The 22,942-nt window shown below is 71.4% G+C and carries 18 protein-coding genes; 14 read left to right on the top strand and 4 right to left on the bottom strand.

Annotated elements, in window-relative coordinates; translation table 11 throughout:
- Window positions 1-120 precede the first annotated feature (120 nt).
- Both H343_RS29650 and H343_RS29645 read left to right on the top strand, forming a co-directional pair.
- Complete coding sequence (locus H343_RS29650) at window positions 121-1,557, top strand: 3-hydroxybutyrate oligomer hydrolase family protein (protein WP_037903079.1); 1,437 nt, start codon at window positions 121-123, stop codon at window positions 1,555-1,557.
- Window positions 1,558-1,659: 102 nt separating this feature from the next.
- Entirely contained in the window at window positions 1,660-1,833 is a 174-nt protein-coding gene (locus H343_RS29645) for a CsbD family protein (protein ID WP_078505354.1), read from the top strand.
- A gap of 97 nt (window positions 1,834-1,930) precedes the next feature.
- Here the strand turns inward: H343_RS29645 and H343_RS0108410 are convergent, their stop codons facing one another.
- Window positions 1,931-2,824: an RNA polymerase sigma factor SigF gene (locus H343_RS0108410; RefSeq protein WP_028430764.1), complete on the bottom strand. Its 894-nt coding sequence runs from the start codon at window positions 2,822-2,824 to the stop codon at window positions 1,931-1,933.
- 329 nt (window positions 2,825-3,153) lie between these two features.
- On the opposite strand from H343_RS0108410, the gene H343_RS29640 reads away from it, so the two are divergent.
- The 4 genes from H343_RS29640 (at window position 3,154) to H343_RS29630 (ending at window position 5,372) form a co-directional block, all read left to right on the top strand.
- Window positions 3,154-3,591, top strand: coding sequence for an ATP-binding protein (locus tag H343_RS29640; protein WP_078505232.1), 438 nt, complete (start codon window positions 3,154-3,156; stop codon window positions 3,589-3,591).
- Window positions 3,592-3,628: 37 nt separating this feature from the next.
- The gene (locus H343_RS33540; RefSeq protein ID WP_051264820.1) at window positions 3,629-4,033 is read left to right on the top strand and encodes an STAS domain-containing protein; all 405 of its coding nucleotides are present in this window, start codon (window positions 3,629-3,631) and stop codon (window positions 4,031-4,033) included.
- 162 nt (window positions 4,034-4,195) lie between these two features.
- Window positions 4,196-4,540 (top strand): SCO4225 family membrane protein, encoded by a 345-nt coding sequence (locus tag H343_RS0108390; RefSeq protein WP_028430763.1) that lies wholly within the window; start codon window positions 4,196-4,198, stop codon window positions 4,538-4,540.
- Between the two features lie 277 nt (window positions 4,541-4,817).
- Entirely contained in the window at window positions 4,818-5,372 is a 555-nt protein-coding gene (locus tag H343_RS29630) for an NlpC/P60 family protein (RefSeq protein ID WP_158679535.1), read from the top strand.
- Between the two features lie 94 nt (window positions 5,373-5,466).
- Here the strand turns inward: H343_RS29630 and H343_RS0108380 are convergent, their stop codons facing one another.
- Window positions 5,467-6,327, bottom strand: coding sequence for an endonuclease (locus H343_RS0108380; protein ID WP_028430762.1), 861 nt, complete (start codon window positions 6,325-6,327; stop codon window positions 5,467-5,469).
- Window positions 6,328-6,749: 422 nt separating this feature from the next.
- Between H343_RS0108380 and H343_RS0108375 the strand changes: the two genes are divergently transcribed.
- The 5 genes from H343_RS0108375 to H343_RS0108350 all read left to right on the top strand — a co-directional run bounded on the left by H343_RS0108375 (window position 6,750) and on the right by H343_RS0108350 (window position 13,266).
- Window positions 6,750-8,066 (top strand): MFS transporter, encoded by a 1,317-nt coding sequence (locus H343_RS0108375; RefSeq protein WP_028430761.1) that lies wholly within the window; start codon window positions 6,750-6,752, stop codon window positions 8,064-8,066.
- Between the two features lie 244 nt (window positions 8,067-8,310).
- Window positions 8,311-8,733 (top strand): hypothetical protein, encoded by a 423-nt coding sequence (locus H343_RS0108370; RefSeq protein WP_028430760.1) that lies wholly within the window; start codon window positions 8,311-8,313, stop codon window positions 8,731-8,733.
- A gap of 14 nt (window positions 8,734-8,747) precedes the next feature.
- Window positions 8,748-9,386: a hypothetical protein gene (locus tag H343_RS0108365; protein ID WP_051264815.1), complete on the top strand. Its 639-nt coding sequence runs from the start codon at window positions 8,748-8,750 to the stop codon at window positions 9,384-9,386.
- 15 nt (window positions 9,387-9,401) lie between these two features.
- A complete protein-coding gene (locus H343_RS0108360; protein ID WP_028430758.1) occupies window positions 9,402-10,319 on the top strand; it encodes a MauE/DoxX family redox-associated membrane protein in 918 nt (305 codons plus the stop codon).
- A 610-nt stretch (window positions 10,320-10,929) separates the two neighbouring features.
- Window positions 10,930-13,266 carry an isoamylase gene (locus H343_RS0108350; RefSeq protein WP_199778902.1) on the top strand — a complete coding sequence of 779 codons (2,337 nt, stop codon included), beginning with the start codon at window positions 10,930-10,932 and terminating at the stop codon, window positions 13,264-13,266.
- Between the two features lie 183 nt (window positions 13,267-13,449).
- Here H343_RS0108350 and H343_RS29625 read toward each other — a convergent pair whose 3' ends face one another.
- Window positions 13,450-13,890 carry a hypothetical protein gene (locus tag H343_RS29625; RefSeq protein WP_486586830.1) on the bottom strand — a complete coding sequence of 147 codons (441 nt, stop codon included), beginning with the start codon at window positions 13,888-13,890 and terminating at the stop codon, window positions 13,450-13,452.
- Window positions 13,891-14,480: 590 nt separating this feature from the next.
- Here H343_RS29625 and H343_RS0108340 point away from each other — a divergent pair.
- Window positions 14,481-16,355, top strand: a complete 1,875-nt coding sequence (locus H343_RS0108340) for a LamG domain-containing protein (protein ID WP_028430756.1) — start codon at window positions 14,481-14,483, stop codon at window positions 16,353-16,355.
- Window positions 16,356-16,536: 181 nt separating this feature from the next.
- Here the strand turns inward: H343_RS0108340 and H343_RS0108330 are convergent, their stop codons facing one another.
- Complete coding sequence (locus H343_RS0108330) at window positions 16,537-19,167, bottom strand: helix-turn-helix transcriptional regulator (protein WP_028430755.1); 2,631 nt, start codon at window positions 19,165-19,167, stop codon at window positions 16,537-16,539.
- 395 nt (window positions 19,168-19,562) lie between these two features.
- On the opposite strand from H343_RS0108330, the gene H343_RS0108325 reads away from it, so the two are divergent.
- Together H343_RS0108325 and H343_RS0108320 are read left to right on the top strand one after the other, a co-directional pair.
- Window positions 19,563-20,180: an AMIN-like domain-containing (lipo)protein gene (locus H343_RS0108325; protein WP_028430754.1), complete on the top strand. Its 618-nt coding sequence runs from the start codon at window positions 19,563-19,565 to the stop codon at window positions 20,178-20,180.
- Window positions 20,181-20,498: 318 nt separating this feature from the next.
- On the top strand, window positions 20,499-22,942 hold a 2,444-nt coding region (locus H343_RS0108320; RefSeq protein WP_028430753.1), incomplete at its 3' end, for a SpoIIE family protein phosphatase.

Raw genomic sequence — 22,942 nt, 5'->3', positions numbered from 1 at the left:
ACGACGCACCCGCACCGAGCGCGGTCGTGCGCCTGTCCGCACATCCCGCACGACCCCGCACGCCCGCGTTGCCGGGCACGCACCGACGCCACCCCTCATCACGCCCATGGAGGCTCCCTGATGACACGGGCCAGCAGTGCCGCCGCCCACCGCCCGTACCGCCTTCTCACACTCGCCGCCCTCACCGTGGCGCTGCTGGCCGTCCCCGCGCCCGGCGGGGCGGCGGCCCAGCAGCCGGCGGAGCCGGGGTGCGCCCGCACCGGCCTCCCGCGCGTACCCGGGGCGGAACACCAACAGGCCGCCTGCCTGCGAGAGTTGACCACCGCGGGCACCGTGGCGAGCGGGCACACCGATCCCGCCGACTGGGCGGGGCTGACACCGGAGAAGCTGCCGACTCCGCGCGGAGTGCCGGGCGTTCAGATCGACGGGTACTTCCCCGACACCTCCGCCACCAACACCAACCACGGCTGGAAGCACGACTCCCAGTTCGTCATGCGGCTGCCCGCCCGCTGGAACGGCGGCCTGGTCGTGGCCGGTTCGCCGGGCAACCGCGAGCAGTACGCCAACGACCGCGCCATCGGCGACTGGGCGGTCGCACGGGGTTACGCGTTCGCCTCCACCGACAAGGGCAACACGGGCGCGGCGTTCCACCGCGACGGCGACGAACCCGTCGACGCCGTCGCAGAGTGGAACGAGCGGGTCACCCAGCTCACGCGCGCCGCCCGCCAGACCGTCGAACGCCACTACCGGCGCCCGCTCACCCGCACCCTGGCCACAGGGATGTCCAACGGCGGCTATCTCGTGCGCTGGCAGCTGGAGAACCACCCGGAGCTGTACGACGGCGGTGTGGACTGGGAGGGCACGCTGTGGCGGGAAGGGGGCGAGGGGCCCAACCTGCTGACGTTCCTGCCGCGCGCCCTGCGCCACTATCCCGCCTACGCCGAGGGCGGGCCGGGCGCCGGGAAGGCGCGGGCGGCGATGCACGCCGCCGGGTTCCCGCGCGGCACCGAGTTCCTCTGGCCGTACTTCTACGAGAACTACTGGGACCTCACCCAGCGGATCTACCGCGAGGAGAGCGACCCGTCCTTCGACGGCGCCACCGAGGCGGGCACGCCGTTCTGCGCGCCGGGCACACCGGGCGGCCCGCCCTGCGACGCCGACTACGACTACGCCTCCCGTCCCGCCGGGGTGCACCGCGCCGTGGCGAGGATCGGCCTGACCGGCAGGATCGGCAAGCCGCTGATCACCCTGCACGGCACCCGCGACACCCTGCTGCCCGTCAGCGAGGTCTCCGACGTCTACGCCCGTATGGTGCGCGGGGCCTCCCGCGGCGGGCTCTTCCGCTACTACCGCATCGAGGACGGCAACCACGTCGACTCGCTCGCCGACGTCTACCCGGACCGTCTCCGGCCGTTGACCCCCTGTCACCGCGCGGCCTTCACCGCTCTGGAGGACTGGCTGGACCACGGCCTCAGGCCCCCGCCCAGCCGTACGGTGCCCAGGCCCCAAGACGCCTCCTCCGCCGAGCTGTTGACGAGTTGTCCGCTGCGGAGGTGAGGCCCTGCCCGGGAGTCGGGGACGGCCGCCGGCGACGTTTTCGGCAGGGGGCGAGGGGTACCCGGGCCGCGCACAGGAATCAAGATCGTGGAGAGGCTTGTCGTGAGTGCTGAGAAGAAGAACGAAGCCAAGGGCGATCAGGTCAGGGGGAAGGTCAAGGAGACCGCCGGACGGGCGCTCGGCGACGAGGAGCTCGAGGCGGAGGGCCGCGCCGAGCAGTCGAAGGGCGACGCGAAGCAGGCCAAGGAGAAGGCCAAGGACGCCTTCAAGCGCTGAGCCGCCCCCGGCGGAGAAGCGGACGCGGGCCCCGTGACATCACGATGTCACGGGGCCCGCGTCCGCGGTGTTCCACCCGGGGCAGGGGGCGGCCGTGCTAGCCGGCGGCGAGCATCCCGGCGCGCAGCCCGGCGAGGCTGCGGCTGAGCAGCCGCGAGACGTGCATCTGGGAGAGCCCGAGGTGCTCACCGATCTGCGCCTGCGTCATCTCGTCGCCGAAGCGCATCTCGATGATCTTGCGGTCCCGCTCGGAGAGCTGAGCCAGCAGGGGCTTGAGCGCGTGGAAGTCCTCGACCAGATCCATCGCCTCGTCGCACTGGCCCAGCACGTCCGCCAGGGACGCCTCGCCCTCCTCGTCGTTGACGGTGGCGTCGAGCGAGGAGGAGTTGTAACCGTTGGCCGCGACCTGTCCCTCGACGATCTCCTCCTCGCTCACCCCGAGGTGTTCGGCAAGTTCGCTGACGCGGGGGGAGCGGCCCAGGCGTGAGGTGAGTTTGTCGTTCGCCCGCGCCAGGTCCATGCGCATTTCCTGGAGGCGGCGCGGAACGCGGACGTCCCAAGTGGTGTCACGGAAGAAACGCTTGATCTCACCGACGACATAGGGAATGGCGAAGGTGGTGAATTCCACCTCGCGCGAGAGGTCGAAACGGTCGATCGCCTTGATGAGACCGATCGTGCCGACCTGCACGATGTCTTCCATGTCGTCCCCGCGGGAACGGAAGCGGCGCGCCGCATACCGTACGAGCGTGAGGTTGATCTCGATGAGCGTATTACGCACGTACTGGTATTCGTGCGTGCCTTCCTCCAGGACCGCGAGCCGGTCGAAGAGAGACTTCGAAAGCTGCCGCGCGTCCTCGGGAGCGACCTTCTCCGGCGCCTCGACGGGCGGCAGCCCCTCCGGTGCCCCCTCGGCTGTCCGTCCCCCGGGGACGGAAGGAGCGGCGCTTCCGGCACTCTCCACTGTCTCGACGGACGGCGTGGCGGCTGTCATCGCTTGGACCTGCCCTTCTCCTCAGTCGAACACGTCGAGTCCATCGTGTACCCCGCATCCCGCCGAACACGCCCCCGCGTTCAGCACGTTGACCGTTTCGTGTCCGTATCGGGCGTAATGCGCATCCTCTCGGCGGCAGTTCCGCATGCCGTGGGCGTGGCCGGGCAGGCGGACGGGGAACCGCGTCCTGGACGCATTCGAGACCGAGGAGAAGCAATGGTGTTGATGGCGCACCCGGCAGCGCCACAGGCGCTGCTGACCGAGGGGGAGCACGGGATCCGAGGGCGGCTCGTCGACACGACGGTCTGCTGAGCCGGCAACTGGAGGTGATGCCTGTGCCTACGGCGCGAAGCGGTACGGCGACAGGCGACGGGGAGCAGCAAGTGCTCCGAGTGGACTCGCGGTGCTCCGACATCGGGCAGGTGAGAAGGGCGGTCGAGGAGCACTTGGTGCGCAGGTCCTCATGGGTGGATCTGGCCGGAGTGCTGCTGGTGGTCTCCGAACTGGTGACCAACGCGCAGCGCCACGCCCGCGGAAGGTGGCGCCTGCGCGTCGCGGTCGAGGAGCACCGCGTTCAGCTGGAGGTCACCGACACCGACCCCCTTCCGCCCCGTTGGCGCCCCGGAGGGCTCGACGGCAGCGGCGGCTGGGGTCTGCGGATCGCGGAGGAGTGCGCCGATTCGCTCGAAGTGCTGACCACGGCGAGCGGCAAGACCATGCGGGCACGGTGGATGCATCCCGAGCACGCGGGCGCGCCTGTCGCGTGAGCTCGGTGGGCTCTGCCGTGTGACAGGGTATGAAGCTGTGACGACCGGTGACGATGCCGCGGGTGAGCCCGCGCCGAGGCGGACCGAGCAGCAGGCGGACGGTCCCGCACCCGCTGTCGGGAGGCGGCGTCAGGACGGCGTGGAGGTGCTGACGCTCTCCGGCGAACTGGATCTGAGCAAGGTCCAGGAGATCGTGCCGGTGCGGGACGCCGCCCTGGCGCAGAATCCGGGTGCGCTGGTCGTCGACCTCTCCGGGGTGACGTTCGCCGATTCCTCGGTGCTCAATCTGCTGCTGCGCACCCACACCCGTACGTCGATGCAGTTGGCGGGGCCGCTGCATCCGGTGGTCGAGCGGCTGTTCGCGGTCACGGGCATCTCGGGCGTCCTCAATCTGCACGCCACGTGTGACGAGGCGGTCGCGGCGGCGCGGGCGCGCCGGTGAGCGGACCCCCTCACCGGCGCCGGTGAGGGCTCGCCCTGCCGTCCGGGCGGCTTCCGTGCCGGGCGTCATCTGAGTACACGTACTCATGCCGCCCCCCGTGCCCGGGAGGAGGATCGGCCGGACACGCATGGCCTACGGCCCCCCACAACATCCGGAAGTGACATGCGAGATCACAGTGGTAAGCGAATCCTCTCGGCCGCCACGGACAACTGGCCCTCCCGCTGCTACCTGGCGGTGTGCGCGGGCCTGCTGATCTGGACGGCGCTGGAGACAACGGTCGCCGGCGGCGCGGACGCGTCGTTCGCCGGTGTGTGGCCCCTGGCTGCCACCCTGCCCACGAGCCTCGCGGTGCTGCCGCTGCTGTCGGCGGGGCTGGACTCGCTCGGATCGGCCCAGCTCGGTGCCCTGCTGTTCCTCCTTGCGGTCGCCGTCGCCGCGCTCGTGAACGCCACCCTCCTGGGGCTGGTGGTCCGGGCGCTGCGCCGTCGCACGACTCCCCGCACCTGAGGGCGGCGGGGCCCGGCGCGATTCCGGTTTCCGGGACGCGGCGGAGGCTTCGGTGTGAATTCGCGTCCGGCATCCGTCATCGGTGACACCGGTGACGCGGGGATTCCACTCCGGCATGTCTTGACGTGTTCACATCAAAGGCTCTAGCGTTCCCGGCCGTTGGGCGACGCGGGAAAAGAGAAACACCCGCACGGTCCGTACGTGCCCCTGGGAACGGCCCGGCGGACGGCTCGACTGTCAGCCCGAAAGGGAAAATTCCACAATTCACGGGGAACACATGAAGCGAATGACGCGCACGATTCTGCCGATAGCCGCGGGCGTGGCGGTGCTGGCCCCGCTGGCACCCTCCGCGATGGCGGGCGGAACGGCGGAGGAGACGAAGGCCAAGAAGTCCGTCAGCCGTGACGTGGACGCACAGGCCATCAGCCGTGACACGGTCATCAACCGTGCCAAGACCTGGCTGACGGCCGTGGACGGACACCAGGTGCCCTACAGCCAGAGCAAGACCTTCGGCGGATACCGCACCGACTGCTCCGGCTACGTCGCCATGGCGCTCAAGCTGAGCAAGCCGGGCACGAACACCGTGGGCCTGGCCTCCTCCACGTACTCGAAGAAGATCAAGATGGCGTCGCTGAAGAAGGGCGACCTGATCATCGACCCGAACGGGAGCAACACCACCCGTCACGTGGTGATCTTCCAGAAGTGGACCAGCTCCGCGAAGAATTCGTACTGGGCCTACGAGCAGCGCGGCGGACACGGCACCGACCACCGCAAGCTCAGCTACGGCGTGGGCAGCGACGAGTACGACGCCTACCGGCCGAAGAAGTACTGAACCGGCCGGACAGCGGCGGTGCCCTCGTCCCCTTCCGGGGGCGAGGGCACCGTGCTCTCGTGCGAAGTGTCCGCGTAACGGCCGCGGGGCCCGTCTACTTGTAGATCTCGCCGACCCATTCGGGGTGGTCGATGAACGGGTTCCGGTTCTTCTGGACGTTGTCGAAGATGACCTGGTTGCGGTTCTTCTCGAAGTCGTCCGGCGGGTCCTCCTCGTTCCACTGCTTGAGGACCGACAGCCGTCCGTGGTTGGGCGCGGAGCCGTTGTCGACCTCGTCGTTGGCTTCCAGGTCGGGGAAGTCGTCGTTGCCCTCGTACCGGACGTCCATGTAGAGGATCATGCGGGCGACGTCGCCCTTGACCTCGTCACGCGGCTCCCAGGAGTCGTCGTCGGTGAAGTTGCCCGGCGCGCCCTCGACCTCCTCGCCGCCCGCGTCGAAGTCCTTGTTGCCCCGGCTGCTGTTGACCTGCACGTTGGTCGGGCGCAGATGGTGGACGTCGGTGCCGGGGCCGTTGGAGGTGCCGAAGTCGCCGTGCGACTTGGCCCATACGTGCTCGCGGTTCCAGTTGCCCGTGTCCCCGCCGTTGTTGTCCGCGGAGTCGGACTCGCCCGAGTAGAGCAGGATGACGTTGCCGGCGTTCGCCGGGTCCTGGTCGGTCTCCTTCAGCGCGTCCCAGACCTCGTCGTAGGAGAGCGTGGTGACGCCGGTGCTGATGATGGTGTTCAGGGCGGTCTTGAGTTCCTCGCCGGTCTTGCCTTCGGCGTCCTTGTAGTACTCCTCGTCGGCGGCCTCGCTGAAACCGGCGTTCGCGGCGGCCGAGCCGGCCGCGCGGGGGGTCTCCTGGCCTGTGGGCGTGCCGGCGGACGCGGGTATCTGCACACCGACGGCTATCACTGCGGTGCCGGCCAGCGCCGCGAGAGTTCTGCGGCGGGCGGCGGTACGGGTGATCTCCACGTTGACGTCCTCTCCCCGAGGATTCGGCGCCGCGTGCGCAATGTGGGGGTCGCAGCACGGCACCGGCCGAAGGGTGATCGGCCGGTGCGAAGCCTTCCATCTGCTCGAACACCAATGCGTGCCGGATCGGAAATGGTCTCGTGAAGAAGGAGTGAAGGCAGCGTTTCGGTCACGCAGGGCGACTTGCGCTTCACCCGGTCAACCAGGCCCCGTTCCGGGCCCGTTGCGCGCCCGGCCAGGCCGCGGGAACGGACGCGTCACCGTGCCCGCGGAAGGGGGATACTGGGCGCGCCCGAACCGATGTACAGGGAACTGGAGTTGTCGTGCACCCTGCCGAACCCGCCGACGACAGCACCACGGCGGCCGAGCGGCAGGAACCCCCGAAGGCGCCGCGGGCGCCGGCCGGCTGGCGCCGGATACTCATGGACACCCGGCCGCTGCGCCGCCCCGCCTTCCGCCGTCTCTGGGCCTCCACCACGGTCACCGCCGTCGGATCCCAACTCACCGCGGTGGCCGTGCCGATGCAGGTCTACGACATCACCGGCTCCTCGGCGTGGGTCGGTTACGCCAGCTTCGCCGGCCTGGTCCCGCTCGTGTTCTTCGCCCTGTGGGGCGGCGCGATCGCCGACAGCATGGACAGGCGCACGCTGTTGCTGATCACCAACGCGGGCATCGCGGTCACGTCGCTGCTGTTCTGGGTGCAGGCGGCGACAGGCACCGGCTCCGTCGCCGTGCTCATGGCGCTGCTCGCGGCCCAGCAGGCGTTCTTCGGCGTCAACTCACCGACGCGCAGCGCCTCCATCGCCCGGCTCGTCCCCGCCACGGAGCTTCCGGCAGCCAACGCGCTCGGTACGACGGTCTCCGCGACCGGAATGGTGCTCGGTCCCCTGATGGCGGGCGCCCTCATCCCGGTCATCGGGCTGGAGGAGCTGTATCTGATCGACGCGCTCGCTCTGTGCGCGGCACTGTGGGCGGTCTGGCGGCTGCCTGCCATGCCGCCGCTGGCAGGCGGGGCCGGGAGCGGGACGCCCTCCGCCGGTTCGTCCGGCACCGGTTCGTCCGGCACCGGTTCATCCGGGGCGGCACGTACGGGCACGGCACGTACCGGTGCGCGGCCGCGCGCGGGGAGGGCGGGCCCGCGCGAAGTGGCCGCGGGCTTCCGCTACATCGCCGCCCGCCAGGTGCTGCTGCTCTCCTTCGTCGCCGACGTCGTGGCGATGGTCTTCGGTATGCCGAGGGCCCTCTTCCCCCAACTCGCCTCCACCACCTACGCGTCCTGGGGTGAGGGGTTCGCCCTCGGGCTCCTCTTCGCCGCGATCCCGGTCGGAGCGGTGGCCGGCGGGCTGCTCTCGGGGACCTTCTCGCGCGTACGCCGCCACGGGCTGATGGTCATCCTGTCCGTTCTCGTCTGGGGAGCGGCGGTCGTCGGCTGCGGCCTGAGTCCCGGCCTGTGGTGGGCGGCGGGCTTCCTGGCGGTCGGCGGGGTGGCCGACATGGTCTCCATGGTCTTCCGCGGTGCCATCCTCCAGTCGGTCGCCACGGACGAGATGCGCGGCCGTATGCAGGGCGTGTTCACCGTCGTGGTGGCGGGCGGACCCCGGGTGGCCGACCTCCTGCACGGTACGGCGGGCTCACTCGTCGGCCCGCGTACGGCCGTCACGGCGGGCGGGCTGCTCGTGATCGTCGCGATGGCGGCTCTCGCGCTGACCATGCCGGCGCTGCGGAGGTACCGGATCTGACGGTGCCGGAGCGGCCGGGGCCGGACGCTGTGGCACCGCGGCCGGGTGCTGCCCGGATTCCTCGGCCGGCCTCTGGCCAACGCGCGTAGAGCGGGCCATAGTTGGGTTGCTCCGTCAGTACGGCCACCACCATCTGCCTCATGAGTCCTCACCCTCACGCGTGCAAAGGGGGCTCACTTCGGCAGCGTGCATGTCATGTCCTTGACAAACCGTCCTTGACGACCTCACAGAGAGGGACAGCACCATGGCTTGCGGATCGACCAGCCTCTGGGCCGGGGAAACAAGTTGGTTCTGCTGCGGAAACGCCTGGGGCCCCTGCGGCGGCGCCGGCGGCGGCGCCTGCGGCAACTGCCAGTCCAGCGCCAATCACGGCGCCTGGCCGAACGCCTCACAGGCGTGCTGGGACATCACCCGGCCCGACCTGTGCGGCGAGAACATCCCCAGACGCGGCTGCGGCTCCGTCATGAACATCAAGCACCAGTGCTCGGGCGCGACCGTCTGCATCACCATCACCGACTGCGGCCCGCGCACGAAGGAATGGTGCGGCGAGACCGCCTGCTGCAACGGCACCTGCCGCGTCAACCGCGTCCTGGACCTCACGCCCGCGGCGTACTCCGTGCTCGGCGACCTGAGCACCGGCAAGCTGCCGGTCTACATCTACGAGTGAGGAGGGGACACGCCATGACCGCACAAGACGACAGCACAGTCGGACCGGGCGGAACCGGTGGGATCGACCGCCGCCGCCTCCTCACACGCGCCGCGCTCGGCGGTGCCACCATCGTCGGCGCGAGCGCGCTCGGCGGCCTCGACGCCGACGCCGCCTTCGCCGCGCCGCAGCCCTCGCTCGATCCCGCGATCAGCAAGTCCTCCTTCGTGGAAGGCAGGATCACGGGCATCACCGGCAGCGTCCTGGAGGTCGCCGGCTCCTACGGGGACCGCAGCCGCGTCCGGATGACCAACGTGACCAGCGTGTGGAAGGTGCGCGCCACCACCGCCGAGGTCATCGAGGTCGGCGACGGCCTGTACGCCCGGGGTGTCGGGATGCCCGACGGCACCGTCGCCGCCGACGCCGTGTGGGTGAACATCGTGAACCTGCACACCACCATCCGCGGCATCGAGAAGCAGCGCCTCCATCTCTCCCACGGACGGCACGAGTTGGTCGGCAACGTCGTCCCGGACACCACCAACGCCTCGTACGCGGGGCGCGCCCCCACAGCGGACCTCTCCCGGCTGCGCATCGGGCAGAGTGCCCAAGTGCTCGGCGCGTGGCGGCCCTCGGACGACTCCGTCGACATCGTCCGCGTCTCGGTCGGACACTGAGGAGAGGGGAAGGAGATGCTCTCCACGACATCCGGCATCGCCCCCGTACTGCTCGCCGCCCTTCTCGGCTGGACGGGCGCGGTCAAGCTCTTCGGCGCCCGTACGGCTGCGCAGGCGCCCAGGACCGCGCTGGCCCGCATGCTGCGCAGCAGCGAACGTGCCGTGCTCGTGCTGCGCGGCACCGGGCTGGCCGAACTCCTCGTCGCGGCCGGGCTGCTGACCCTCCCGGCCGGTCCCCTGCCGGGAGCCGCTGCCGCGCTGCTGGGCGTGGGCTTCCTGCTCTACCTCGCCCGTGCACGGGCGGTCGCGCCGGAGTCGCCCTGCGGCTGCACGGCGGACGAGTCGACGCCGGTCACCTGGCGGGCCTTCGCGCGTGCCGGGGTGGTGGCGGCGGGCGGCGCGGCCGCGGCCTCGGCGGGTACGGCCTGGTGGGTGACGGCGGGGGAGCGGCCGGCGGCGTCGCTGGCCGTGCTGGTCGCCGGCGCCGCTCTGCTGGCGGGGCTCTCCGTGGACCTCGACCGCTGGTGGCTGCTGCCCCTGCGCCGGACGCGGCTGCGTCTCCTCGGACATCCCCTGAACGGGACGTCGGCCGGCGCCCCGGGCGGAACGGGACGGGTGCCGGTCGCCGCGAGCGTCGAGCTGCTGCACAACTCGCTGGCCTGGCAGGCGGTTTCACCCGTCGTCCGGTCCGGGCTGCTGGACCACTGGGAGGAGGAGGGCTGGCGCGTCCTGCTGTACTCCGGGGTCCACGAGGACGGCGGGGGCCCGGCGCGTCCGGTCTCCGTCGTCTTCGCCCTGGACGCCGCGGCCAGCCGTGACACGGCCGGGGAGCCCGCGGTGCGGGTCAGCGTCGTCGACGCGGACACCGGGCGGGAGGTGGCCGTGGGTCTCGCGGACGTGCGGCCCCGTACGGTCCTTCCCGTCGCGGGCTGAAAAGGGGCGGGCTGAAAGGGGCGGGGCGAAGCGGGCGGCACGGGAGCGGAGCCGGGTGAAGGTCCGGCCGCTTTCGCGCCGCCCGTACGCCCGCCCGCCGCGTCGGCTCTCGCCCCACCGCCCAACGCCTCCTTGCCGGCGAAGGCCGGCGCGCGCAGCCGCGCGGGGTAGCCCTGCGCCGGATTCCACGGCGGTCGCCCGCCACTGCTGCAAAACCTTCCAGCATCTTGCGAAGGATCTTTACACAGGGCTGCCGGGCCGCTACGTTCCCCTCAAGTTCCCAGCAGGACAAGGGAATCGAAGTGCGGCTGCCGGCGCGTGCGGCCCTCCTTTCTGAGCACCGTGAAGGAGCCGTCGTGCCCGCGCACAGCCCCGCCCGGGGTCCGGGAGCCCGCCCGCCGGAGCCCAGCGGCCCAGCCCTCGAGCGCCATGCCCTCGGTAGGCAGCGGCGGCCTGCACCGCCCCGCCCGCCCCCGTCCGCCGCCGTGGCGGTCACCGGTCGCGCCGCCGCATACGCCTTCCCCCTGCGCGGGTTCGGCCGGGCATGCCCCGGCAGCGGTGCCTCTCCCGCACCCGCGTACACAGCCCCCCACCGCGAGGAGTGAGTCCCGTGTCACCTCTGCGCAGCCTCCGCTGGACGGCGGTCGCCGTCCTGCTGTCGGCGCTCGCCTGCTTCACCCCGGCCGACAGACCCGCGCGCGCCGCCGCCGAGAAGCCTGCTCTGGGCGCCCACTACGACAGCACCGGCTCCGGCGTCACCTTCCGGGTCCACTCCTCCGCTGCGACGAGGATGACCGTCGAGCTCTACGACACCCCGGCCGGTGCCGAGGAGAAGGGCTCCCTGCCGCTGGAGAAGGAGGCGGGCTCGGACAACTGGGCCGCCACCGTGAGCGCCGGCGATCTGCGCACCGAGTACGGAATCGAGGGCACCCTCTACTACGGCTACCGCGCCTGGGGCCCCAACTGGCCCTGGGACCCGGCCTGGGAGAAGGGCTCCGGGCACGGGTTCGTCTCGGACGTGGACTCCCGGGGCAACCGGTTCAATCCCAACAAGCTGCTCCTGGACCCCTATGCCCGCGAGGTCAGCCACGACCCGCTGCGGCCGGGGATGACCGACAAGGGCGTCTACGGTTCGGGCCCCGCCCACCGCAACGAGGACAGCGGACCACAGGCACCCAAGGGCATCGTCCTCCCCGGAACCCCTCCCAGTGACGGCGGCACAGGGAAGAAGCCGGAACGCCCGCTCAAGGACGACATCGTCTACGAGGTGCACCTGCGGGGCCTGACGAAGAACGACAGCAGCATCCCCGCCGACCAGCGGGGTACGTACAGGGGCGCCGCGGCCAAGGCCGAGGACCTGGCCGGACTGGGCGTGACAGCAGTGGAGTTCCTGCCGATGCAGGAGTCGCAGAACGACGCCAACGACGCCGACCCGGAAAGCACCGCGGACGACAACTACTGGGGCTACGTCACGGACAACTTCTTCGCCCCCGACCGCCGTTACGCCTCGGACGACTCACCCGGAGGCCCCACCCGCGAGTTCCGCGCCATGGTCAAGGCGTACCACGACGCCGGTATCAAGGTCTTCGCGGACGTGGTCTACAACCACACGGGCGAGGGCGGCCCGTGGGAGGAGTCGGACAAGAATACCTACAGCATCCACTCCTACCGCGGCCTGGACAATCCGACGTACTACTCGCTGACCGACGACCGCCAGGAGCCCTGGGACAACACCGGAGTCGGCGGCAACTTCAACACCTACAACCCCGTCGCCCAGAACCTCATCGTCGACTCCCTGGCCTACTGGAAGGACACCCTCGGCATCGACGGCTTCCGGCACGACCTCGCCTCCGTCCTCGGCAACACCTGCGAGCACGGCTGCTTCCGCTACAGCGCGGACGACCCGAAGACCGCGCTGCGCCGCATCACCGACGAGATGCCGGCCCGGCCGGCCTCCGGAGGCACCGGTACGGACTGGATCGCCGAGCCCTGGGCGATCGGCGAGGGCACCTATCAGGTGGGCAACTTCCCGCCCGGCTGGGCGGAGTGGAACGACAAGTACCGCGACACCCTGCGCACCGACCAGAACCGCCTGGGGGAGGAGCCCGTGACGCCGGGGCAGCTCGCCACGCGCTTCGCCGGCTCCTCCGACCTGTACGGGGACGACGGACGCAGCCCGTCCAGCTCCGTCAACTTCGTCGTCGCGCACGACGGGTTCACGCAGAAGGACCTCTACTCCTGCGACGCGAAGCGCAACGACCAGCCCTGGCCGTACGGTCCGTCCGACGGCGGCTCGGACAACAACGTCTCCTGGGACCACGACGGTGATGCCACGGCCCAGCGGCAGTCGGCCCGCAACGCGTTCGCGTTCCTCATGCTCTCCGCCGGTACGCCGATGATGACCGGCGGCGACGAGAACCTGCGCAGCGTCCGCTGCAACAACAACCCCTACAACCTCGACTCCGCCGCCAACTGGCTCGACCACGAACCCGACGCCGACCAGGGGACGTTCCGCACCTACACCCAGCGGCTGCTCGCCTTCCGCAAGGCGCACCCGGCGCTGCGGCCCGCCGACTTCTACTCGGCCGAGGACACCAACGGCAACGGGACGGCACAGCTCGACTGGTTCACCCCTGCCGGCGCCGCACCCGACGAGGGCTACTGGAACGATCCGGGCAACCACGCTCTCGCCTGGCGGATCGACGGCACCGAGTTCGACGATCCCGCCGACGGCATCTACGTCGCCTACAACGGATGGTCCGAGGCGGTGGACTTCACGCTTCCCCCGGCGGGCGAGGGCAAGCAGTGGCTCCGCGTCACCGACACCGGAGGGCACGCAGAGGGAGACGACCAGGTCGCCGAGCCGGGAACGGAGACCCCGGTCGGGGAGGGCGGCTCCACCTACCGGCTCGGCGGACGGTCGGCGCTCGTGCTGATCGCCGGGTAGCCGCGGGCGATGGTGTCATGGCCACCGTGGAGTGACGCGGCAGCCGTCGTGCCACCGCCGCGCGCGGACAGCCGCACCCCTGCTCAAGGGTCCTCCTGCAGGGCCCTTGAGCAGGGGTGCGCTGCTTCGGGCGCCTCCTCCGTCGTCGCCGCACCCCGCGCGGCTCCGCCCGCCGGGGGCGGGTCAGAGGCGGCGTACCCGCGCGGAGACGCCGTGACCGATGAGCAGGTAGATCGCGGCGGGCAGACCGTAGTTGAGGACCACGCGCATGCCCTCGCTGTCCATGGTGAAGATGTCCCGCGCCCACCACGCGAGCCAGTCGGCCACGCCCTTCACGAACTCCACGAACGGATTCCCCTGGTTGGCCTCCAGCAGGTACAGCAGGATCCACAGGCCCAGGAACACGGCGGCGATGTCCGCGACCGTATGGATGATCAGGGCGGCCCGCTGCGATCCGGAGCCGTCGCGGGGGCGGCGCTCACGGCGCGGCGGAGGGCCCTGCGGTGGGTACTCCGGGCCGGGAGGGCCGTAGTCCGGACCGGGCGGCGGACCGCCCTGCCCGTAGCCGGGTCCGGGCGGCGGACCGCCCTGCGGGCGGTGGTAGTGCGGGTCGGGGTTGCTCACGGGGTCCCAATCCGACGCGTGGGGCGTCTTATCGACGGAGCTGAGTGCCGATCGGCACGGGCCCTGGAGAAACCACGGCGATGCGCCGCCGTCCGGTGGCCCGCATCTCCTCTGCGCCGTCACCTGCGGACGGCGTTACTGACACGAGCGATACGCCCCGTAATGGGCGCCGGTGCGGTGTGCGGACGGCCGGACACGGACGGCGGCGCACCAACGCGGCGCCGCACGGACACAGGCGTACTCACGCGGCGTGCGGATCGTGGGGGTGGAAGCGCGGCCTGGGCACGGAGTGTGTTCCGGCCCCGCCCGAACGGCCCGCCCCCGGCGCGCAGTCGGCCCGATCGCCCGGCGGCTGGGCCAACCGGGGGCAAAGGGACCGCAAAGCCCCCGTAATGGTCGCGGGTTGCCAGTTTCCCGTCCCTTCACGGGTGTTGACGCCGGAGTAGTAGGTACAGATTGCTCATGCCATTCCTTCCGCCATCGGTTGAGGTTGAGGATGGTGACACGAGTGCGCGGCAGTGCCGGGCCGGCAGGACGGCACTCGTCCCGCGATGGAGACGTCTGGAACCGACGAGAGATTGAACGTACGGATGGATCTTGCGCGACTGCCCGACACCGACCTGCTCCGGCTCGTCCGCCACGGGGGTGAGGCTTCCCTGCCGGCGCTCCGTGAGCTGGAACAGCGCCACTTCCAGGCCGTACGGGGCTTCGCGTCGGCGTGCGCCGTCAGTTCCTCGGCAGCCGACGACCTCGCCGCCCAGGCGTGGGAGCGGGCGCTGCGGGGCCGGGACTCCGCCGCGGGCGCCGTACGCCCCCACGCGCTGAGCGTCCTGCTGCGCACCGCGGGCGACTGGTCCGGGACGGGGCAGCGCAGCGCGCTCGACTTCGACCTGGCCATCTGGACCGAGAACCATCCGCCGGAGTTCCGCGACGGGCCCTCGGGGGCCTATTTCCACAGCGACTCGCTGACGGCTCGGGCGTTCCTCTCCCTCCCGCCCACCAGCCAGACGGTGCTGTGGCACGACGCCGTCGAGCAGGACGACAGCTCCCGCATCCTGCTGCTCCTCGGCGAGGGCGCGGAGGACGTGCCGCTGCTCAGCAGGCGTGCGCGCAGGGAGCTCTACAACGCCTACGTCCAGATGCACCAGGACGGGACGCAGGACGGGGAGTGCGCGCGCTTCCACCGGATGATGCTCGCCTACGTGGACAGCAAGTCCGTCGACACGGCGGCCGACATCGTCCCGCACCTGGAGGAGTGCCCCCACTGCACCCGTGCCATCTCGGATCTCGGCCGCATGCACGCCGACTGCGGAACGCTGCTGGCCGAGGCGCTGCTGCCGTGGGGAGGCGAGGAGTACGCGGCGTCGGGCCGGCGCCCGGCGGACGTCCTCGCCGGCGCAGGCGAGGACGAGCGGGCCGACGAGGGAGCCCGGCACGGCAGCCCGGCCGGCGCCGCGGGCGCGACGGCGCTCCTGCCGGGATCGCACGGACCGCGCGGTGCCGGGGGCGGCGACGGGCTGCGCCGGAGGGTTCTCGTCGGGCTGGGCTTCGCCGGGGGCAGGGCGACCGGCCGCAGGCTGCGGGTCAGGCGTATCACGCAGACCGTGGCGTTCCTCGGCCTGTGCTCGCTGGCGGCCGCGTTCGTGTACGCCGGGGCGGTCGGCCCGGGGTCGCCGCAGAGCAACGAGTCGGCGCCGCCGGGCAAGGTTCCCCCGGCTCCGTCACCGCCCACGCCGTCGCCGTCGACGGCCACGAAGACGGCGACCGCCACCTCGACCGTCACGGCGAGGCCCAGTCCCTCCCGGCCCCCGGGCACTTCCGCGCCCCCTGTCCGAGGCGCGGCTCTCGAGTGGGTCTTCGACGACGTCAAGGACGGGGTGGCCAGGGACACTTCGAAGAACGGCAGGGAAGGAGAGCTCGTCGGCGATCCCCTTCCGCGGGTCCTGAAGTCGGGAGCGGTGCAGTTCTCCGGGCAGCAGTCCGTGGCCGCGGACGGCGCCGTGGTCGACACGGACAGCAGCTTCACCGTCTCGGCCAGGGCGAAGATGGACAACAAGGACGAGTTCCAGACGGTGGTCTCCCAGGACGGCACCGACGTCAGCGGGTTCCAGCTCCAGTACGACCCCGAGGAGGACGACTGGGAGATGCGCGTGCACAAGGAGGACGACGAGGACTCGGACGCCGACGAGGCCGCATCACGGTCCGAGCCCCGGGCGGGCGTGTGGACGCACCTGACCGCCGTCTACGACGACCCCGACGACGAGATCCGGCTGTACGTCGACGGCGAACTGGAGGACACGACCGACCGCGACGGCGAGTGGGAGGCCGGCGGGGACTTCGCCGTCGGCCGTGCGCTGGCGGGCGACCAGTTCATCCGGGGATTCGAGGGCGTCATCGACGACGTACGGGCCTTCCGCCGGCCTCTCTCCTCGGCGGAGGCGGCACGCCTCGCCGACAGCCGCTGAACACGGTCGGCGGGCACGGGCGTTGAACGCTCTCGTCGAACCAGCCGGTGAACCAGCCGGTGAACCAGCCGGTGCACCAGCCGGTGAACGACGCCGGTACGGGTGCCGGCGTCGTCGTCCCGTGCCGCCGCCGGACCCCGGCGAAGCCGACGCCCACGGACGACTGAGGCAGCCCGCGGGATCAGGCGAAGTCCTCCCTCAGGTACTCCGCCTTGAGCGCCCGCCGGTTGCGCACCCCCAGCTTCCTGTAGATGTTCTGGAGGTGGTTGTCGACCGTACGCTTGGAGATCGTGACCGCGTCGGCCACTTCGGCGTTGGTGAGCCCGGAGCACACCAGCCCGGCTATCTCCGCCTCCCGGGTGGTGAGGTGCTTGGCGACGCCCAGCACCGAGAGCCCCGGTGTGGAGGCCCCTTCGCAGTGGCGCTGGAGGGAGAAGGAGAGGTTCTCGGCGGCCGTGGCCTGCCGCTGCTCGCCTCGGCGTGACCAGTGCATGCAGGCCGACGCGGCGGCTTCGGCGGCGACCAGTGACGAGCCGGTCCTCTCCAGCGTGCGGGCGGCGGCCTGAAGCATCGCCGGGTCGCCCTCGACGAGAGCGGCGACGTAGGAGGAGTGGGCCGCCGTCAGTTCGCTGTCCGTGGACCTGGAGACCTCCAGGAGCCTGTCGACGACACCCTTGGCGTCCCCGAGCCGGGCGATGTCGGTCAGCAGCCGGGCCTCGCTCGCCAGGTGTCCCGCTTCCCGCGCCCCGGCCACCGCCTCCCACAACACGGCACGGGCGTCCTGCAGATTGCCCTGCGCCGCGTGCGACCACGCCCGGCCCAGGGGGAGTTCGGAACGGAAGGCGCCCCAGTGCGGCAGGTCCGAGCACTCGGCGACCGCCTTCGACGCCGTCGTGACGTCCTTCATCAGGGCGGCGGCCTCGGCCTTGCGTGCCAGCGCCATGTGCAGTGTGCCGACGAGGGAGTTCCGCGACGCCACCGAGACCGCCTGGGACGCCCAGCGCCGTGCCTGTACCGGACGGCCGCGCAGCAGGGCGCAACGGGCGAGCGCCGCCGCGATCCACGCCTCGGCTCCGGGGGCGTCGTCGGCCAGGGCCGCTTCCCAGCCCATCTCGCCCGTCCGGTAGGCCTCGTCGAGCCGCCCCCCTTCCTCCAGCCCGAACATCACGGCGTTGAGGTACTGCACGGGGTGGGGGACGGTGACGGAGTCCTCCTGGCCGAGGCGTTCCTCGTACGCCTCGCGTGCCAGCCGCAGACCGTGCCTCGCCCGGCCGGTGGCGATCAGCGCGGCGGCCCGGGGGCCCTTTCCGAAGAGGCTGGCCTCGCAGTTGTCCTCGAAGCGGACTCCGCGTACCGCGTCGAGGGCCTCCCTCGGCCTTCCGAACGCCATGAGGATCGCGCCGCGCGTCGCCGTGAGCGCGGCCCGGTACTTCGGGTCGCGCATCTCCCGCATCGCTTCGGCGCTGACGGCCAGGGCCTTGCCGGCGTCGATGAACCCCCATGCCAGCAGCCTGGACCTGCCCAGTGCGACGATCAGCCGCTCCAGTTCGTTCGACGCCTTCGCGGCCGCCTCCTCGAAGACGTCCCGGGCGGAGTCGAGGTCGCCGAGTTCGTAGAGCGACTCGGCGAGCAGCACACGGGGGAGGAGTTCCTCGCTGTCCCGGCACGCGGCCTTCGAAAGCTCGCGCACCTGCCGGAAGTTCGACGTGCGCCGTGCCAGCGTCGCGGCCCGCAGGAGCATGTCGGGGTCCGCCGATCCCGTGGCGGCGAGCTGCCAGGAGGCGATCCGTATCTTGTCCGTGAACCTCTTGGCGCCCCTGGCTTTGACCAGAGCCGCTTCCTCGTTGAGGATGCGGCGCCGCTCCGAGGACGGAATGCCCGCCCTGAGCACTCTCTCGTGCGCCGGGTGCGCCAGGGACACCGATTCTCTGCGGCCGTCCCTGGCAGCCCTGATGAATCCGCGCAGTTCGAGTTCGTCCATCGCGCCGCCGGGGAGGCTGGCGGCCTCCACGGGCTGGCACAGCGCGATCCGCTTGAGCGTCCTTCGGGACTCCGGGGCGACGCCGGCCAGTTGCCTCTCCAGCAGCTCCGACAGGAGCGGGGTGGAGTTCACGTCGCCGATCAGGGTCCAGGACTCCCCGTCGTCGACGAGGCCGCCGCCGGCCAGGGAGCCGAGGACGAACTCACGGAGGTAGAGCGGGTTTCCGCCGCTGAGCCGGTGCAGGATGGAGACGGTCCGCGGCTCCACCGCACCGCCGAGCGCGCGGTGCACGGCCTCGGCCACCTGCGGTTCGCCCAGCCCCTCCAGGCCGGCCCGCAGGGCCGTCCCGCTCGCCTGCAGCGAGTACGCGACGGGCTTGAGGCGGTGCAGCGAACTCACCGTGCCCACCAGGAACAGCGCCCCGGCTTCCAGGAGCTGGCCGATCAGTGAGGCGGAGGACTCGTCGAGTCCGTCGAGATCGTCGGCCACGAGGACGAACCGTTTTCCCTCCGCCCCCGCCGCGCACTTGTCCGTGATCGCCGCACGGGTCCGGCGGAAGAGGTCCACCGCGTCCTCCACGCCCGTCCCCGCCGGGAGCAGGTGGGCGAGGGAGGCCAGCGGGGAGTGGGCCTGTGAGACGGCGACCGCCTTGCCAGTGCCGTGACCGCGGTGGACCGCCCTGCGCCGGCAGACGTGGGCGAGCTGCGACTTGCCGGCACCCTGGGGCCCCTCGACGATGAACGCCTGCCAGTGTTCGCTCGCCAGCGCCTCGTCGAACTGAGTGATCTCCCGCGCGCGTCCGACGAACGGCCACGGTCTCGGACCACCCACGTCTCTCCCCCCTCTGTGCGGAGCCGGTCATGGAGCCCGCGGCAACCGCCCGCCCTCCGGTGGTCGTCCGTCGGCTGCCGAACTCCTCGTGAGGCGTGCGTGGTTGAAGACCCGGAACAACCTCGCCCGGTCAACGGCCGGTTTCCTCGTGGGGACCTCCCGAGCAGGGTACGTACGCCGCTCCCACGGGGAACCCCGTCTCGCCCAGAGTTGTCCGATCACGCGTGGAACGGGCCACCGGGGTGCCCCCCGGAAGTGACCGGGGAAGTGACCGGGGAAGGCATGGGGGGCCGTTCCGTACCGTTCCGGGGAATCAAGGCCGTTCCGTACAACTATGTCCCTATCCTGTGTGTCTGACCTCTCGCACAGGGAAATGCGCCACCAAGGGGGCCTTCATGCGGAACATCAGGCTGCTTGCCGTCGCCGTCCTCACGAGCGCCGGACTGCTGGCCACCGCGTCGGTGAGCACGGCTGCCCCGACCGGCACCCAAGGCTCCCCGGGAGCCGTCACGCCGGCCGGGAGCGCCAAGGCGGCGAGCTGCGGCGTCACCTGGGGAAGTCTTCCCAGGTCCAGCTCCGACACAGGCAACCGCCCGCTGACGGACGTCCGGACGGGCCGCCACGAGTGCTTCGACCGGATGGTGCTCGACATCAGCGGCGACCTGCCCGCGGACTCCGTCGGCTATCAGGTCCGCTACGTCGACGAGTTCCGCCAGGACGGCTCCGGCAGCCTCATCGGGATCGGCGGCGGAGCGATCCTGGAGGTCGTGGCAACGGCGCCGAGCTACGACCCGGAGACCTACGAACCCACCTACGCCGGCAAGGGCGGCAAGCCGCTTCCCGGCGTCGACCTCACCGGGTACAGGACGTTCCGCGACGCCCGCTTCGGCGCGAGCTACGAGGGAACCACCCAGCTCGGCCTCGGAGTCCGGGCCCGGTTGCCGTTCCGCGTCCTCTCACTCGGCGACCGCCTGGTGATCGACGTCGCCCACTCCTGGACGGCGGCGCGCTGAGACCCGCGGGCGGCGCCGCTCCCGCACGCGGACTCCCGGACGCCGCCGTGCGTCCGCGCCGGCGGGCCACGGGGGCGGCAGTCCGCGCGGACGGCACAGACAGGGCCGGCCGGTCAAGAGCCGTGCACGGACTCATATGTTCCTGTACCGCCATTCGACTGAGCAAAGCGAGCAGTGTAGACATTGCCCATGGCCGGACCGCTGAGACGACTCCGGGCCCTGTCTGCCACGTATTCAGCTGATCGGCGCCCGCGTAGCCACCGCGACGAGAAGGAGAGGGCCGAGCGTGAGACCCGGCAGAGGCCGCCGGGGCGGCGCATGCGGTCCGTGCTCAGTGGGGGGAGCGTCGCGGGTCAGGTCTTCGTGCTCCAGGCCGTCGTCGTCCTGCTGGTCGTCCTCTCCGCGGTGGCCGCCCTCGTACTGCAGGTGCGGCGCGACGGCTCTCAGGCCGCGCGTGACCAGTCGCTGGCCGTCGCCGAGACCTTCGCGAACTCGCCGGGGGTGCTGAGGGCGTTGAGCTCGCCCCATCCGACAGCGGTCCTCCAGCCGCGTGCCGAGGCCGCCCGGAAAGACTCGGGCGTCGACTTCGTCGTCGTGATGAACACGGACGGTGTGCGCTTCACGCACCCCATCAGGAACCGGATCGGGAAGAAGTTCGTCGGGACCATCGCCCCCGCCCGGAAGGGCGGGGTGCACACCGAGACGGTCGACGGAACGATCGGCCGCATCGAGCAGGCCGTGGTGCCCGTCGAGCGTGCCGACGGCTCCGTCGCGGGCCTCGTCTCGGCGGGGATCAAGGTCGACACGGTCAGCGGCGTCGTCGACCGGCAGCTGCCCATCCTCCTCGGTGCCGCGGCCGTGGCGCTGGGCCTCGCCACGGGTGGGACGGCGCTGGTGAGCAGGAGACTGCGCAGGCAGACCCACGGCCTGGGTGCACCGGAGATGACCCGGATGTACGAGCACCACGACGCCGTCCTGCACGCCGTCCACGAGGGCGTGGTCATCGTCAGCGGCAGCGGCCGCCTGCTGCTGGCCAACGACGAGGCGACCCGCCTGCTCGGCCTCCCCGCCGACGCGCAGGGACGCCAGGTCACCGAACTGGGCCTGGAGACCCGTACGGCGGAGCTGCTGGCCTCGGGACGCGTCGCCACCGACGAGGTGCTGCCGGCCGGCGACCGGCTGCTCGCCGTCAACAGCCGCTCCACCGACCGCAACGGAGGCCCGCCGGGCTGGGTCGCGACGTTCCGGGACTCCACCGAGCTGCGCCATCTCTCCGACCGGGTCGACGTCACACGCAGACGCCTCCGGCTGCTCTACGACGCCAGCGGCAACATCGGCACCACCCTGGACGTCACCCGCACCGCCGAAGAGCTGGCCCAGGTGGCCGTGCCCCGGTTCGCCGACTTCGTCACTGTCGACCTGGCCGACCCCGTACCGCGCGGGGACGGGCCCGGCGCCGCCGTCGACAACATGAAGATGCGCCGCACGGCTGTCAACGGAATCCGGGACGACCATCCCCTCTACCCCGTCGGGGAAGAGATCAGATTCGTCCCGTCCTCACCGCAGGCCAGGGGCTTCGGCAGCGGACAGGCCGTCGTCGAACCGCACCTGGACGCCTCCCCCGGATGGCGGGCCCAGGACGCCGAACGCGCCCCGCGCGTACTGGAGTACGGCATCCACTCGCTCATCGCCGCTCCGCTGCGCGCCCGCGGCGCACTGCTCGGCGTCGTCAACTTCTGGCGCTCCGAGAAGCCCGAGCCCTTCGAGGAGGAGGACCTCTCCCTCGCCTCCGAACTGGCGGCCCGCGCCGCGGTCTGCATCGACAACGCCCGCCGCTACACGCGCGAGCACGAGATGGCCGTCACGCTGCAGCGCAGCCTGCTCCCCCGCGCGCTGCCCGCTCAGAGCGCCGTCGAGGTCGCCTCCCGCTACCTGCCCGCGAAAGCGGGCGTGGGCGGCGACTGGTTCGACGTCATCCCGCTGCCGGGCGCGCGCGTCGCGCTCGTCGTCGGCGACGTCGTCGGTCACGGCCTGCACGCCGCCGCGACCATGGGACGTCTGCGCACGGCGGTCCACAACTTCTCCGCACTCGACCTGCCGCCCGAGGAACTCCTCGGACACCTCGACGAGTTGGTCGCCCGCATGGACCAGGACGGGATCGACGCGGGCGACAACGCCGCCATCACTGGCGCGACGTGCCTCTACGCGATATACGACCCCTCCTCCGGCAGCTGCGCGATGGCCAGGGCCGGACACCCCGTCCCCGCCCTCGTCAGCCCCGACGGGACGGTCGAATTCCCCGAGCTGCCGGCCGGTCTGCCTCTCGGCATAGGCGGACTGCCCTTCGAGACAGCGGAGTTGCAGATACCCGAAGGCAGCCGTCTGGTGCTCTACACGGACGGGCTCGTCGAGCGCCGTGGCCAGGACATCGATGTGGGGCTCACACAGCTCAGGGACGCGCTGGCCGGTGCCGAACCCTCTCCCCGCTCGACCTGCCGGGCCGTGCTGGAGGCGATGCTTCCCGCGCGGCAGGGCGACGACATCGCGCTGATCGTCGCCCGCACACGGAAGCTGGAGCCGGCTCAGGTCGCCGAGTGGGACGTGGCCTCCGACCCCGCGGCCGTGGCGGGCGTACGGGCCGACGTCACACGGAAGCTGGAGGAATGGGGACTGGAGGACGTCGGCTTCGTCACCGAACTGATCCTCAGCGAACTGATCACCAACGCCATCCGCTACGGCACCGGCCCCATCCGCGTACGCCT

Source organism: Streptomyces sp. TAA204 (genome assembly GCF_000424965.1).
The sequence above is the reverse complement of the archived record's forward strand: the minus strand, read 5'-3'. Positions and strand labels throughout refer to the sequence as shown.

Bases quoted from the DNA above. Each gene is read 5' to 3' on its own strand.
- H343_RS29650 (WP_037903079.1), top strand. From the start codon at position 121: ATGACACGGGCCAGCAGTGCCGCCGCCCACCGCCCGTACCGCCTTCTC.
- H343_RS0108390 (WP_028430763.1), top strand. From the start codon at position 4,196: ATGCGAGATCACAGTGGTAAGCGAATCCTCTCGGCCGCCACGGACAAC.
- H343_RS0108370 (WP_028430760.1), top strand. From the start codon at position 8,311: ATGGCTTGCGGATCGACCAGCCTCTGGGCCGGGGAAACAAGTTGGTTC.
- H343_RS29640 (WP_078505232.1), top strand. From the start codon at position 3,154: ATGCCTGTGCCTACGGCGCGAAGCGGTACGGCGACAGGCGACGGGGAG.
- H343_RS29630 (WP_158679535.1), top strand. From the start codon at position 4,818: ATGAAGCGAATGACGCGCACGATTCTGCCGATAGCCGCGGGCGTGGCG.
- H343_RS0108340 (WP_028430756.1), top strand. From the start codon at position 14,481: ATGGATCTTGCGCGACTGCCCGACACCGACCTGCTCCGGCTCGTCCGC.
- H343_RS0108375 (WP_028430761.1), top strand. From the start codon at position 6,750: ATGGACACCCGGCCGCTGCGCCGCCCCGCCTTCCGCCGTCTCTGGGCC.
- H343_RS0108365 (WP_051264815.1), top strand. From the start codon at position 8,748: ATGACCGCACAAGACGACAGCACAGTCGGACCGGGCGGAACCGGTGGG.
- H343_RS0108360 (WP_028430758.1), top strand. From the start codon at position 9,402: ATGCTCTCCACGACATCCGGCATCGCCCCCGTACTGCTCGCCGCCCTT.
- H343_RS0108325 (WP_028430754.1), top strand. From the start codon at position 19,563: ATGCGGAACATCAGGCTGCTTGCCGTCGCCGTCCTCACGAGCGCCGGA.
- H343_RS0108410 (WP_028430764.1), bottom strand. From the start codon at position 2,824: ATGACAGCCGCCACGCCGTCCGTCGAGACAGTGGAGAGTGCCGGAAGC.